The sequence below is a fragment of the Streptomyces agglomeratus genome (assembly GCF_001746415.1).
Taxonomy (GTDB): domain Bacteria; phylum Actinomycetota; class Actinomycetes; order Streptomycetales; family Streptomycetaceae; genus Streptomyces; species Streptomyces agglomeratus.
This window is the reverse complement of the sequence record NZ_MEHJ01000001.1, coordinates 5,895,809-5,908,813: the sequence shown is the minus strand read 5'-3', so window position 1 is coordinate 5,908,813 and position 13,005 is coordinate 5,895,809. Positions and strand designations below refer to the sequence as shown.

Annotated in this window: 11 protein-coding genes and 1 tRNA gene; 7 read left to right on the top strand and 5 right to left on the bottom strand. The window is 68.9% G+C overall.

Annotated elements, in window-relative coordinates:
- The first annotated feature begins 4 nt into the window (after positions 1-4).
- Positions 5-1,174, top strand: coding sequence for an ABC transporter ATP-binding protein (locus tag AS594_RS25765; protein ID WP_069935984.1), 1,170 nt, complete (start codon positions 5-7; stop codon positions 1,172-1,174).
- Positions 1,171-1,887, top strand: a complete 717-nt coding sequence (locus tag AS594_RS25760; RefSeq protein WP_069935411.1) for an ABC transporter ATP-binding protein — start codon at positions 1,171-1,173, stop codon at positions 1,885-1,887. Before AS594_RS25765 ends, AS594_RS25760 begins: the two co-directional genes overlap by 4 nt.
- Before the next feature lie 74 nt (positions 1,888-1,961).
- On the opposite strand, the gene AS594_RS25755 is transcribed toward AS594_RS25760, so the two are convergent.
- Positions 1,962-2,618 (bottom strand): ANTAR domain-containing response regulator, encoded by a 657-nt coding sequence (locus AS594_RS25755; protein ID WP_069929243.1) that lies wholly within the window; start codon positions 2,616-2,618, stop codon positions 1,962-1,964.
- A gap of 91 nt (positions 2,619-2,709) precedes the next feature.
- On the opposite strand from AS594_RS25755, the gene AS594_RS25750 reads away from it, so the two are divergent.
- Together AS594_RS25750 and AS594_RS25745 are read left to right on the top strand one after the other, a co-directional pair.
- A tRNA-Leu gene (locus tag AS594_RS25750) sits at positions 2,710-2,792 on the top strand.
- 85 nt (positions 2,793-2,877) lie between these two features.
- Positions 2,878-3,666 carry a hypothetical protein gene (locus AS594_RS25745; protein ID WP_069935410.1) on the top strand — a complete coding sequence of 263 codons (789 nt, stop codon included), beginning with the start codon at positions 2,878-2,880 and terminating at the stop codon, positions 3,664-3,666.
- Between the two features lie 106 nt (positions 3,667-3,772).
- On the opposite strand, the gene pyk is transcribed toward AS594_RS25745, so the two are convergent.
- Together pyk and AS594_RS25735 are read right to left on the bottom strand one after the other, a co-directional pair.
- Positions 3,773-5,224: a pyruvate kinase gene (pyk, locus tag AS594_RS25740; protein ID WP_069935409.1), complete on the bottom strand. Its 1,452-nt coding sequence runs from the start codon at positions 5,222-5,224 to the stop codon at positions 3,773-3,775.
- A gap of 134 nt (positions 5,225-5,358) precedes the next feature.
- Complete coding sequence (locus AS594_RS25735) at positions 5,359-6,078, bottom strand: SIMPL domain-containing protein (RefSeq protein WP_069929240.1); 720 nt, start codon at positions 6,076-6,078, stop codon at positions 5,359-5,361.
- Positions 6,079-6,261: 183 nt separating this feature from the next.
- Between AS594_RS25735 and AS594_RS25730 the strand changes: the two genes are divergently transcribed.
- The 3 genes from AS594_RS25730 to AS594_RS25720 all read left to right on the top strand — a co-directional run bounded on the left by AS594_RS25730 (position 6,262) and on the right by AS594_RS25720 (position 9,772).
- Positions 6,262-8,070 (top strand): bifunctional metallophosphatase/5'-nucleotidase, encoded by a 1,809-nt coding sequence (locus AS594_RS25730; RefSeq protein WP_069935408.1) that lies wholly within the window; start codon positions 6,262-6,264, stop codon positions 8,068-8,070.
- Between the two features lie 151 nt (positions 8,071-8,221).
- Positions 8,222-9,016 carry a hypothetical protein gene (locus tag AS594_RS25725; RefSeq protein ID WP_206281722.1) on the top strand — a complete coding sequence of 265 codons (795 nt, stop codon included), beginning with the start codon at positions 8,222-8,224 and terminating at the stop codon, positions 9,014-9,016.
- A gap of 21 nt (positions 9,017-9,037) precedes the next feature.
- On the top strand, positions 9,038-9,772 hold the full coding sequence (locus AS594_RS25720) for a hypothetical protein (protein WP_069929238.1): 735 nt from the start codon (positions 9,038-9,040) through the stop codon (positions 9,770-9,772).
- Positions 9,773-9,874: 102 nt separating this feature from the next.
- Here the strand turns inward: AS594_RS25720 and AS594_RS25715 are convergent, their stop codons facing one another.
- Both AS594_RS25715 and AS594_RS25710 read right to left on the bottom strand, forming a co-directional pair.
- A complete protein-coding gene (locus AS594_RS25715; protein WP_069929237.1) occupies positions 9,875-11,296 on the bottom strand; it encodes a lysine N(6)-hydroxylase/L-ornithine N(5)-oxygenase family protein in 1,422 nt (473 codons plus the stop codon).
- Positions 11,293-12,714: a pyridoxal phosphate-dependent decarboxylase family protein gene (locus AS594_RS25710; RefSeq protein ID WP_069929236.1), complete on the bottom strand. Its 1,422-nt coding sequence runs from the start codon at positions 12,712-12,714 to the stop codon at positions 11,293-11,295. Before AS594_RS25710 ends, AS594_RS25715 begins: the two co-directional genes overlap by 4 nt.
- Positions 12,715-13,005: the final 291 nt, after the last annotated feature.

The window sequence follows — 13,005 nt, the reverse complement described above, 5'->3', positions numbered from 1 at the left end:
CAACATGACGACCACCACCGAGAACACCACCGCAACCGCCGAGACCACCACGGTCCTGGACGCCAGCGGCGTCACCATGCGCTTCGGTGGCCTCACCGCCGTACGCTCGGTCGACCTCACCGTGAACGCGGGCGAGATCGTCGGTCTCATCGGCCCCAACGGCGCCGGCAAGACCACCTTCTTCAACTGCCTCACCGGTCTCTACGTGCCGACCGAGGGCAAGGTCTCGTACAAGGGCACCGTCCTGCCGCCCAAGCCGCACCTGGTCACGCAGGCAGGCATCGCCCGTACCTTCCAGAACATCCGGCTCTTCGCCAACATGACCGTTCTGGAGAACGTCCTCGTCGGACGCCACACCCGCACCAAGGAGGGCCTCTGGTCGGCCCTCCTGCGCGGCCCCGGCTTCAAGAAGGCCGAAGCCGCGTCGCACAAGCGGGCGATGGAGCTGCTCGAGTTCATCGGCCTGGAGCACAAGGCCGACCACCTCGCGCGCAACCTCCCGTACGGCGAGCAGCGCAAGCTCGAAATCGCCCGCGCCCTCGCCAGCGACCCCGGCCTCCTGCTCCTGGACGAGCCCACCGCGGGCATGAACCCCCAGGAGACCCGCGTCACCGAAGAGCTCATCTTCGCGATCCGGGACCAGGGCATCGCCGTACTCGTCATCGAGCACGACATGCGCTTCATCTTCAACCTCTGCGACCGGGTCGCCTGCCTGGTCCAGGGCGAGAAGCTCGTCGAGGGCACACCCGCCGTCGTCCAGGGCGACGAGCGCGTCGTCGCCGCCTACCTCGGTACGCCCTTCGAGGGCGCACCCGGCGCGGACGAGGTCGCCGCGGTCGAAGCCGCCGAAGCGGTCGCGGAAGCGGCCGGGGCGAGCAAGGCCACGTCGGCCGAGGTGACGGAGGCGACCGGAGCGGCGGAGGCCACTGAGGCCGCCGAGGCCACTGAGGCCGCCGAGGCCGCCACTGAGGCTGCCGCCGCTGAGGAGAACGCCGCCGAAGCCGCCGCGACCGCCGAGGCTGCTGAAACCGCCGAGCCGACCGAGGCCGCTGAGGAAGCTGAGGCGACCGAGGAAGCCGAGGCCACCGAGCCGGCCGCGGCCACCGAAGCCACCCCGGCCGAGGGCACCACCAGCAAGACCAGCAAGACCAGCCCGGAAGGGGAAACCCAGTGACCGCTCTCCTCGAGGTCGAGGACCTCAGGGTCGCCTACGGCAAGATCGAAGCCGTCAAGGGCATCTCCTTCAGCGTCGAAGCCGGCCAGGTCGTCACCCTCATCGGTACCAACGGTGCGGGCAAGACCACCACCCTGCGGACGCTGTCCGGACTGCTCAAGCCCTCCAGCGGCCAGATCCTGTTCGACGGCAAGCCGCTGCACGGAGTACCCGCGCACAAGATCGTGTCCCTCGGGCTGGCCCACTCCCCCGAAGGCCGGCACATCTTCCCCCGCCTTACCATCGCCGAGAACCTCCAGCTCGGAGCGTTCCTGCGGACGGACAAGGCGGGCATCGAGAAGGACATCCAGCGCGCCTACGACCTCTTCCCCATCCTGGGAGAACGCCGGAAGCAGGCCGCGGGCACCCTCTCGGGCGGTGAGCAGCAGATGCTGGCCATGGGACGCGCGCTCATGTCCCAGCCCAAGCTCCTGATGCTCGACGAGCCGTCGATGGGCCTCTCCCCGATCATGATGCAGAAGATCATGGAGACCATCGTCGAGCTCAAGGCCCAGGGCACGACCATCCTGCTCGTCGAGCAGAACGCCCAGGCCGCGCTCTCACTGGCGGACGAGGCGCACGTCATGGAAGTCGGCACGATCAAGCTCTCCGGTCCCGGCCGGGAGCTGCTCCACGACGAGTCCGTCCGCAAGACGTACCTCGGCGAGGACTGACCGCACCGTACGCAAGAAAGAGGCCGCCCCCGCGCGATGCGGGGGCGGCCTCTTCCGTCGCGTACGCGGGCGTACTACTCGCCCTTCGCCGCCTTCTTCTCCTCGGCGTCCTCGATGACCGCCTCCGCCACCTGCTGCATGGACAGACGGCGGTCCATCGACGTCTTCTGGATCCAGCGGAACGCGGCCGGCTCCGACAGCCCGTACTGCGTCTGGAGCACCGACTTCGCCCGGTCCACCAGCTTGCGCGTCTCCAGCCGCTGCGTCAGGTCCGCGACCTCGTTCTCCAGCGCCTTCAGCTCCGTGAACCGCGAGACAGCCATCTCGATGGCCGGCACCACGTCACTCTTGCTGAAGGGCTTCACGAGGTACGCCATGGCACCGGCGTCCCGCGCCCGCTCCACGAGATCCCGCTGCGAGAACGCCGTCAGCATGAGCACGGGGGCGATGGACTCCTCGGTGATCTTCTCGGCGGCCGAGATCCCGTCCAGCACGGGCATCTTCACGTCGAGGATCACGAGGTCGGGCCGGTGCTCGCGGGCGAGCTCGATGGCCTGCTGCCCGTCACCGGCCTCGCCCACGACCGCGTAGCCCTCTTCCTCGAGCATCTCTTTGAGGTCGAGGCGGATGAGGGCTTCGTCCTCGGCGATGACGACGCGGGTCGTCAGCGGCGGGACGTGCGACTTGTTGTCGTCGTCGGCGGCGGGCTGGGGCGACTCGGGGGTGGTCACGGGGCTCCTCGTTCCGGGGCAGATGCTGCCCCTTGAGCCTACCTAGGGGCGGCGACGTGCGGTGACCCGGTACACTTCCGTGCAGCACCGGGCCGGGTTGGTGGAATGGTATACACGGAGGTCTCAAACACCTCTGCCTGAAAGGGCTTGCGGGTTCGAATCCCGCACCCGGCACACTGATCACCAAGCGGATGTTCACCTTCTCGTGAACGTCCGCTTTTGCTGCGCACCGCGACTCCCTATCACGCAGAGTGGCGGTGTGAACATGCACGGTATCGAGGTAAGGCAGAAGGCTCTCGCACTCCTCAGAGAGAGGGTGACGAATGCCGAGGTGGCCCGTCAGCTGAACGTGCCCAGCGGCACGCTGGGATACTGGCGCCACATGGACCGTGCCAGTCGCGGCGAATGCCCCGGCCGGCGAGGGGCGAAATGTCCCCGCTGCGACGGTCGCCCCCTGGACCACGCGGCCTACGCGTACCTGCTCGGGCTCTACCTCGGCGACGGCCACATCAGTCAGTACTCGACGCACAGATCCCCGAGCCTGATGATCACGCTCGACGATTCCTGGCCGGGCATTCAGGACGAGGCCGAAGCGGCGATGCGGGCTGTGTTCCCGGACAATGCCACGTGCCGGGTCCGCAGGACCGGCTGTCACAACATCAAGGTGTACTCGAAGCACCTCGCGTGTCTGTTTCCGCAGCACGGCCCCGGCAAGAAGCACGCACGCCGGATCGCGCTGGAACCCTGGCAGCAGCACGTGGTCGACGAACACCCGTGGGCTTTCGTCCGGGGCCTGGTCCACTCCGACGGCTGCCGGAACATGAACTGGACCACGCGCGTCGTGCGCGGCGAACGGAAGAGGTACGAGTACCCGCGCTACTGGTTCACCAATGTCTCGGACGACATCCGCCAGCTGTACACCGGAACCCTCGACCGTCTCGGCGTCGAGTGGAAGCACTGCACGCGCCATGGGAGGCCGTACAACATCTCCGTCGCCAAGCGCGCTTCTGTCGCCGCGATGGACGCGCATATAGGACCGAAGTACTGACGCCCCGCAGGGCGGGCCCCCAGGGGTGCGGGGGCCCTTGTCGTCGTGCCGCGTGGTGTGCGGTGTGCGGTGCGGGGCCCGGGGTCGCCGGGCCGCATCGGCGGTGTTACGCGTTGACGGCCTGGCCGGCGGCGGTGTCGTCCTCGCCGATGTGGTGGACGCGGACGAGGTTGGTGGAGCCGGCGATGCCGGGCGGGGAGCCGGCCGTGATGATCACGATGTCGCCCTTCTGGCAGCGGCCGATGCGCAGGAGGTGTTCGTCGACCTGGGCGACCATGGCGTCCGTGGAGTCGACGTGGGGGCCGAGGAAGGTTTCGACGCCCCAGGTGAGGTTGAGCTGGGAGCGGGTCGCCGGGTCGGGTGTGAAGGCGAGCAGTGGGATGGGCGAGCGGTAGCGGGAGAGGCGCTTCACGGTGTCGCCGGACTGGGTGAAGGCCACGAGGAACTTGGCGCCGAGGAAGTCGCCGATGTCGGCTGCGGCGCGGGCGACGGCTCCGCCCTGGGTGCGGGGTTTGTTGCGTTCGGTGAGTGGCGGGAGGCCCTTGGCGAGGATGTCCTCCTCCGCGGCTTCGACGATGCGGCCCATGGTGCGGACGGTCTCGATGGGGTATTTGCCGACGCTGGTTTCGCCGGAGAGCATGACGGCGTCGGTGCCGTCGATGACGGCGTTGGCGACGTCGGAGGCTTCCGCACGGGTGGGGCGGGAGTTCTCGATCATCGAGTCGAGCATTTGGGTGGCGACGATGACCGGTTTGGCGTTGCGCTTGGCGAGTTTGATGGCGCGCTTTTGCACGATCGGGACTTGTTCGAGGGGCATTTCGACGCCGAGGTCGCCGCGGGCGACCATGATGCCGTCGAAGGCGGCGACGATGTCGTCGATGTTCTCGACGGCCTGCGGCTTTTCGATCTTCGCGATGACGGGGAGGTGGCGGCCTTCCTCCTTCATCACGCGGTGGACGTCCTCGATGTCGCGTCCGCTGCGCACGAAGGAGAGGGCGATGATGTCGGCTCCGGTGCGCAGGGCCCAGCGGAGGTCTTCGATGTCCTTCTCGGAGAGTGCGGGTACGGAGACGGCGACCCCGGGGAGGTTGAGGCCCTTGTGGTCGGAGACCATGCCTCCCTCGATGACGAGGGTGTTGACGCGGGGTCCTTCGACGCTGGTGACTTCGAGGGTCACCTTGCCGTCGTCGACGAGGATGCGTTCGCCTGTGCTGACGTCGGTCGCGAGGCCGTCGTAGGTGATGCCGCAGGTGTGGCGGTCGCCCTGGACGGGTTCGACGGTGATGGTGAAGTCGTCGCCCCGTTCAAGGAGTACGGGTCCTTCACGGAAGCGCCCCAGGCGAATCTTCGGGCCTTGAAGGTCGGCGAGTACGCCGACGCTGCGGCCGGTCTCGTCGGAGGCTTTGCGTACGTGCTGGTAGCGCTCTTCGTGTTCGGCGTAGGTGCCGTGGCTGAGATTGAAGCGGGCGATGTCCATTCCGGCTTCGACCAGTGCCTTGATCTGGCCGTATGTGTCGGTGGCGGGGCCAAGGGTACAAACGATTTTTGCTCGGCGCATACGTCGAGCCTAGGGCTTACCAGTCAGTAGGTAATTGGCCGCACATGACTGTCCAACAACCTTTGCATGAAAGGTTATTGACAAGTGTTGAATTGTGCACGGGGGTGCTCTGATGAGCATTCACCCGGCCCGCTTCAGAGTTGGGGCGGAGTCATGACGAAGCGGGCGTTCACCAGGGCGTGGAGGGTCTGGCGCTGCGGTTCGAGGTCGAGGGCGGGGGCGTCCTCGGCCCTTTCGCTGCTCATGGACCGGCGGGTGAGGCCGCCGGCGAATCCCATCGGTACGGGGTGGGCCTCTTCCGCTCCGGGGTCGGCCAGTTCGACGAGGGCGGCGAGGTCGGCGCCGAGGGCCTGGGCGTATTCACGGGCGCGTTTGACGGCTTCCCGTACGGCTTGGCGGCGCACTTCGCCGTAGGCGGGCGAGTCGGGGCGCATGGCCCACCAGGGGCCGTCGACCTGGGTCAGTTCGAGGTCGGCGAGGCGGGTGGTGAGCTCACCGAGGGCGGTGAAGTCGGTGAGTACGGCGGTGAGGTGGACGCGTCCGTGGTAGGCGCGGACGCGCTCGCCGCGGCCGTGCCGGGTGAGTTCGGGGCTGATGGAGAAGGTGCCGGTTTCCAGCTTCTCGACCGCGTCGCCGTAGCTCTTGACGAGGTCGAGGGCGATGCCGTTGCGCCGGGTGAGGTCGTCGAGTGCGGTGCGGCGGTCCGTACCGCGGGCGCTGACGGTGATGCCGATGTGGGCGGTCTCGGGGTCGAACTCGAGGTGTGCTTCGCCCTGGACGGCGAGGCGGGGGGCCGCCGGGGTGCCGTAGGGGGCGGGGTGGCTCGCTGCGGGGTTCGTGGGTTCGTCGGTCACGCTCTCCACTGTCGCACCCGGGTGTGACAGCGGGCGGTCATCAGATCGAAACGTGTGAGGGGTGTTGCCGGTGTGGCTCGCTGGGCCAGAATCTACGCGCGTCACGTCGCGCCCCCTGAAGTCGCGACCAAAAAAGTCGCGACCAAGAGGGCGCGACCGCAGTTCGGAACGAGGAGACAAGAAATGCCGCTGAACCGTAGGACGTTCCTGGGCCGCTCGGCCGCCGCCGGTGCCGGTGTGGCCGTGGCCGGCGGGGCGGTGGCGGCGCCCGCCGCGGCCCACAGCCACGGCGGCGGCGACGGACGCCCGCCGAAGCGCTACTCCTTCACCGTCATGGGCACGACGGACCTGCACGGCAATGTCTTCAACTGGGACTACTTCACGGACAAGGAGTTCGACGACAAGGCGCACAACGACGTGGGCCTGGCGAAGATCTCCACCCTGGTGAACCAGGTCCGCGCGGAAAAGGGGCGCCGTAACACGCTGCTGATCGACGCGGGCGACACGATCCAGGGAACGCAGCTTTCGTACTACTACGCCAAGGTCGACCCGATCACCGCGCAGCACGGCCCGGTGCACCCGATGGCGCAGTCGATGAACGCGATCGGGTACGACGCGGCCGCTCTCGGGAACCACGAGTTCAACTACGGCATACCGGTGCTGCGGAAGTTCGAGGAGCAGTGCGACTTTCCGCTGCTCGGTGCGAACGCGCTGGATGCGAAGACGCTGCGCCCGGCGTTTCCTCCGTACTTCATGAAGAGGCTGCGTACGCCGCACGGCCGTGATGTGCGGGTGGCGGTGCTCGGTCTGACGAACCCGGGTATCGCGATCTGGGACAAGCAGAACGTGCAGGGGAAGATGACGTTCCCGGGTCTGGAGGAGCAGGCGGCGAAGTGGGTGCCGAAGCTGCGTTCCATGGGTGCGGATGTCGTCGTCGTGTCGGCGCACTCGGGTTCGAGCGGTACGTCGTCCTACGGTGACCAGCTTCCGTACGTCGAGAACGCGGCGGCTCTGGTCGCCGAGCAGGTCCCCGGTATCGACGCGATCCTGGTCGGGCACGCGCACACTGAGATTCCCGAGTACCTCGTGGAGAACAAGGAGACGGGCAAGAAGGTCGTCCTGTCGGAGCCGCTCAAGTGGGGGCAGCGGCTGACGCTGTTCGACTTCGACCTGGTGTGGTCGAAGGGCCGCTGGGTGGTGGAGAAGGTGGGCGCGAAGGTCCTCAACTCCAATACGGTCGCGGAGGACCCGGCGATCACGAGGCTGCTCGGTGACGAGCACCGGAAGGTCGTCGCGTACGTCAATCAGGTCATCGGTACGTCGACGGTGGCGATGACGACGGCGCAGGCGCCGTGGAAGGACGAGCCGCTGATCGACCTGATCAATCACGTACAGGCCGAGACGGTGAAGGCGGCGCTGGCGGGCGGGGCGTACGCGGGGCTGCCGGTGCTGTCGCAGGCGTCGTGTTTCTCCCGGACGGCGGCGGTTCCCGCGGGTGAGGTCACGATCAAGGACGCGGCGGGTCTGTACCCGTTCGAGAACACCCTTGAGGCGCGCCTGCTCACGGGTGCGCAGCTGAAGGAGTATGTGGAGTTCTCGGCGCGGTACTACGTGCAGACGCCGGCGGGGGCGCCGGTGGACACGTCGAAGCTGACGAACGCGGGGAGCATTCCGGACTACAACTACGACGTGGTGTCGGGTCTGACGTACGAGATCGACATCGCGAAGGCGGCCGGTTCTCGCGTGGTGAATCTGGCGTTCGAGGGGAAGCCGGTGGACCCCGCGGCGGAGTTCGTTCTGGCGGTCAACAACTACCGGGCGAGTGGCGGCGGGGCGTTTCCGCATGTCGCGGGCGCGAAGCAGTTGTGGGCGAATTCGGAGGAGATCCGGAACACGATCATCACGTGGGTGAAGGCGAAGGGGACGCTAAATCCGGCGGAGTTCGCGACGGTTGGCTGGAAGCTGACGCGGGACGGTGTGCCGGTGTTCTAGGGGTGCGGGTTCTTCGGGAGCGTTGTTCGAAAGTGCCGGACGGGCTTGATCTTCCCGTTGTACGGTCGTCGCGACCACAGGGGGCCTAGAGCTGGAGCGGGCGATGGGGAGCGGTATTCGCTACCGGGCCGAGCGGATCGCGCTCGCGCTCATGGCCACGGCCGGCATAGCGGTCCTGCTCGCCGATCTGCTCGGGTGGCTCGACAAGCTGGCTCCGGGTGGTGCGCTCCCGAAGATCACGTTGCTCATTCTGAGTACGGTCACCCTGTTCCTTCTGCTGGAGGTCGACCGTCTGAAGGTGCTCGACCATGTCGACGCGCAGCTTTCGAAGCTGGACATCGACGCGATCGCCCGCGAATTGAAGCAGGAGCACTACGGGGGCGTGATCCGGGTGCATCAGCGTTTCCCGGAGGCGGCGTTCACCGAAATGCTGGGGCGCACGGGTCATGAGGTGACCATTCTTCAGACGTGGATTCCGAACCTCCACCAGTTCCACGGTGAGTTGAGAAAGGCGATCGTCGACCGGCGGGTGCTGGTGCGGGTCCTGCTGTTGCATCCGCATTCGCCCGTGGCGCGGCTGCGGGACGAGGCGTTGCGTACCGTGCGGGATCCCGCGCAGGAGGAGGACGTGGAGCGGGGCATCGAGCGGTGCCTGTCGCTCCTGGGGTCGGTCTTCCACGACGTTCCGGAGGACGAGCGGGGGCGGCTCCAGGTACGCGTGTACAACTCGCTCCCGTCGGTTGCCGTGTTCAAGACGGACGAGCACTATCTGGTCAGTTCGTTTCTGCACGGCCGGCTCGCCATCGAGTCCACCCAGATCGAGATCGATGGCTGTGACACCGTGATGGGCAGGGAGGTCCAGGGCGAGCTGGACACGTTGTGGAGCATCGGCCGCACTGTGGATCTCCGTGACTGGCGCCAGTCGATCCGAAACATCAATCTGTGATCTGGGGGACGGAGGACGATCGTGCGGGAGCTGGACAGGTTCGAGGACGAACTGATCGAGCGGTTCAAGGGGCATCCGGTACTGGCGAACATCGCGTCGCTGGCGGAGGAGGACTTCGTCGCGATCCTGCTTCAGCGGCGGTTCGTGTCGCTGGCATTCACTCCGTCGTACGACCTGGCGATCGACCTGTTGCGCGACGAGGCGGGGCTGCGGATCGCGCGGAGCATTCTGCGGGAGGAGTACCCGGACAGCCACGGGAACACGCGCTCGCACCGTGAGGACATGAAGGACGATCTCCTTGAGCTCGGCGTTTCCCGCAGTGCTCTGGTGGGGTCGAGGCCGACGACGGCGACGAAGCGGGTCATCGAGGACACGTTCGAGCTGATCGCGGACGCGGGCGCTCATGCCCGCGCGGACCTGCGTCTGCTGACGATGCTGCGGTTCTGGGGCGAGGTGCTGGTCTCCGTCGAGTACGGGCGGCTGTGGGAGCGGATGGGGCCGCTGCTGACGCGCGACGGGGAGAACCGCTCCCGTTTCTACCACCCGCATTACGTGCACGACGCCAAGGCGAATTCGCTCGCGGCGGTGTCGCGGTTGTCGACGTCCCACTCCGACCGTCTGGCCACGCGGCTGAGCGAGTTGCTCGCCCGCGAGGAGTCGGCCGGCTGCTTCCGGGAGGTGGAGGAGCGGTCCCTCCGGCTGAAGGTGGACTTCTACGACCAGTTCCTGCCCGCCCTGGAGCGCGCCGGGGCCTGACCGCTACCACTCGCCGGGGCTCACCGCGCCCACGCGTCCGGGCTCACCGCGCCCGCTCGTCGGGCCTGACCGCGCCCGCTCCCCCGGTGCGCACGGCGGCGGCTAGCGGCCCTGGGCCAGTGGGGTGAGGGCCGGTTGCTGGGCGGGGACCCGGGGAGCTTCGCGGCGTTCGAGGCCGAAGCTGGTGAACGCGGTCCGGCGGGGCAGCGGGTAGGGGTCCAGGCCGGTGAGTGAGTTGAGGATCGTCGCGCTGCGCCACGCGGCGAGGCCGAGGTCGGGGGCCCCGACGCCGTGGGTGTGCCGTTCGGCGTTCTGTACGTACACGGAACCGGTGACGGCGGGGTCGAGGACGATGCGGAACTGGTCGTCGATCCGGGGACGGTCGGCGGCGTCGCGGCGGATGTAGGAGTCGAGTCCCGTGAGGAGCTGTCCCAGGGGGCGTTCGCGGTAGCCGGTGGCGAGGACGACGGCGTCGGTGGTGAGGCGGGAGCGGGTGCCCTGCTGGAGGTGTTCGAGGTGCAGTTCGACCTTGGTGGTGCCGACCCGGCCGGCGGTGCGTACGGAGACTCCCGGGGTGAGGACCGCGTCGGGCCAGCCGCCGTGGAGGGTGCGCCGGTAGAGCTCGTCGTGGATGGCGGCGATGGTGTCGGCGTCGATGCCCTTGTGGAGCTGCCACTGGCGGGGGCCGAGGTCGTCGCGTACGGACTCGGGCAGGGCGTGGAAGTACCGGCTGTAGTCGGGGGTGAAGTGTTCCAGGCCGAGTTTGGAGTACTCCATGGGGGCGAAGGCTTCGGTCCTGGCCAGCCAGGTGATCTTCTCGCGGCCCTCGGGGCGGGCGCGCAGCAGGTCGAGGAAGACTTCGGCGCCGGACTGGCCTGATCCGATGACGGTGATGTGTTCGGCGGCGAGGAGCCGTTGGCGGTGGTCGAGGTAGGCGGAGGAGTGGATGACGGGGACGGTGGGGGCTTCGGCGAGGGGCTTGAGGGGTTCGGGGATGTAGGGCTGGGTGCCGACGCCGACGGCGACGTTGCGGGTGTAGGCGCGGCCGAGGGCTTCGGCTTCGCCGTCGGCGTCGAGCTGGGTGAAGTCGACTTCGAAGGCGTCGCGTTCGGCGTTCCAGCGGACGGCGTCGACCTGGTGGCCGAAGTGGAGCCCGGGGAGGTGGTCGCTGACCCAGCGGCAGTAGGCGTCGTATTCGGCGCGCTGGATGTGGAAGCGCTCGGAGAAGTAGAAGGGGAAGAGCCGTTCGCGGGTGCGCAGGTAGTTGAGGAACGACCAGGGGCTGGCGGGGTCGGCGAGGGTGACGAGGTCGGCGAGGAAGGGGACTTGGAGGGTCGCGCCGTCGATGAGGAGGCCGGGGTGCCAGTGGAAGGCGGGGCGTTGTTCGTAGAAGGCGGTGGCGAGGCCGCCGTGAACACCGTCGGCGAGGGCGGCGAGGGAGAGGTTGAACGGGCCGATGCCGATGCCGATGAGGTCGTGTGGCTGTTCGGGTTCTTGGGGCCGGCGGGCGGGGGCGGCGGTCATCGGTGGGTGCTGCCTTCCGGGAGTGACAGGGGTGCCGGGTGGGAGAGGAGCGCGAGGAGTGCTTCGAGGTCCTTGCGGGTGGTGTGGGGGTTGAGGACGGTGGCTTTGAGCCAGAGGCGTCCGTCGGCGCGGGCGCGGCCGAGGACGGCGCGGCCGTGGGTGAGGAGGGTGCGGCGGATGCCGGCGATGTCGTCGTCCGTGGCGCCGGTGGGGCGCAGGAGGACGGTGCTGATGGCGGGCCGGTCGTGGAGTTCGAGGCCGGGGGTGTTCTCGACGAGGTCGGCGAGCTGGTGGGCGGCGGCGCAGGTGCGGTCGACGAGGTCGGCGAGTCCTCGGCGGCCGAGGGCGCGGAGCGTGACGGCGGTCTTGAGGATGTCGGGGCGTCGTGTCGTGCGCAGGGAGCGGCCGAGGAGGTCGGGGAGGCCCGCTTCGGTGTCGTCGTCGGCGTTGAGGTAGTCGGCCTGGTGGCCGAGGGGGGTGAGGGCGGCGGTGTCGGGTACGGCGAGGAGTCCTGCGGCGACGGGCTGCCAGCCGAGTTTGTGCAGGTCGAGGGTGACGCTGTGGGCGCGGTCCAGGCCGTCGAGGCGGGTCTTGTGCACGTCGCTGAACAGGAGTGGGCCGCCGTACGCGGCGTCGATGTGGAGTTCGGCGTGGTGGCGTGCGCAGAGGTCGGCGATCGCGGGGAGCGGGTCGATGCGGCCGGTGTCGGTGGTGCCGGCGGTGGCGGCGACGAGGAGGGGGTGGTGCAGGCGGGTGAGGGCTTCGTCGAGCGCGGTGAGGTCGATGACGCCTGCGGGGGCGGGGACGGCGACCGGTTCGGGGAGGCCGAGGAGCCATGCGGCGCGGGACAGTGAGTGGTGGGCGTTGGCGCCGTGGACGAGCTGCACGGGGCCGTGGCGTTCGCGGGCGAGGAGGAGGGCGAGCTGGTTGGACTCGGTGCCGCCGGTGGTGACGAGGGCGTCGGGTGCGGTGGCGTGGGGGTAGACCTCGGCGGCGAGCGTGCGGGTGACCTGGGCTTCCAGGGCCGAGGCGGCGGGTGCCTGGTCCCAGGAGTCCATGGAGGGGTTGAGCGCGGACGCGGCGAGGTCGGCGGCTGCGGCGAGGGCGAGCGGCGGGGTGTGGAGGTGCGCGACGCACAGCGGGTCGGCCGGGTCGGCGGAGCCGCGCGCGAGTGCGTGGACGAACGTACGGAGGGCTTCTTCGGCTCCTGTGCCGATGTCGGGGAGCACGGGCCCGGCGGTGTCCAGGAGCTGGCGCGTGACGGCGTCGGGTCCGCCGGCGGGCAGCGGGCCGCGACGGGCGAGGGCGCCTTCGCGGAGGGCGTCGAGGACGGTGTCGAGCAGGGGCCGCAGGGCAGCGGGCCCGCCTGCGCCGCCGGCGAGGGGCGGCAGGGGGTCGGCGGGGGGCGGCGTACTCATGCGAGGTCCTTCGGTGCGCTTGGCTGGCACACCAGCGTGTACAGGCATCAGCGGGCGCGTCCGGACTGCTCAACGATCTCAACCCGAAAGTGGTACTGCCGTGCGGGTGGGCAGAGTCGGGCGACGTGCAGCTGATATAGGGCGCGGTGGGTGGGGGCGGGGCCGCGCGGTGCGGTGGGCCGCGCGGTGCGGTGGGCCGCGCCCAGTTGCGCGCGGGGCGCCGGGCGGGCGCGGCGACCGTGGGAGGCGAGGGCCCGGCGGCCGGGGAGGCTAAGGCCGGGCCCCCGGGTG

Coding starts and splice junctions, on each gene's coding strand:
- AS594_RS25730 (WP_069935408.1), top strand. CDS start 6,262: ATGCCGCTGAACCGTAGGACGTTCCTGGGCCGCTCGGCCGCCGCCGGT.
- AS594_RS25765 (WP_069935984.1), top strand. CDS start 5: ATGACGACCACCACCGAGAACACCACCGCAACCGCCGAGACCACCACG.
- AS594_RS25715 (WP_069929237.1), bottom strand. CDS start 11,296: ATGACCGCCGCCCCCGCCCGCCGGCCCCAAGAACCCGAACAGCCACAC.
- pyk (WP_069935409.1), bottom strand. CDS start 5,224: ATGCGCCGAGCAAAAATCGTTTGTACCCTTGGCCCCGCCACCGACACA.
- AS594_RS25725 (WP_206281722.1), top strand. CDS start 8,222: ATGGCCACGGCCGGCATAGCGGTCCTGCTCGCCGATCTGCTCGGGTGG.
- AS594_RS25710 (WP_069929236.1), bottom strand. CDS start 12,714: ATGAGTACGCCGCCCCCCGCCGACCCCCTGCCGCCCCTCGCCGGCGGC.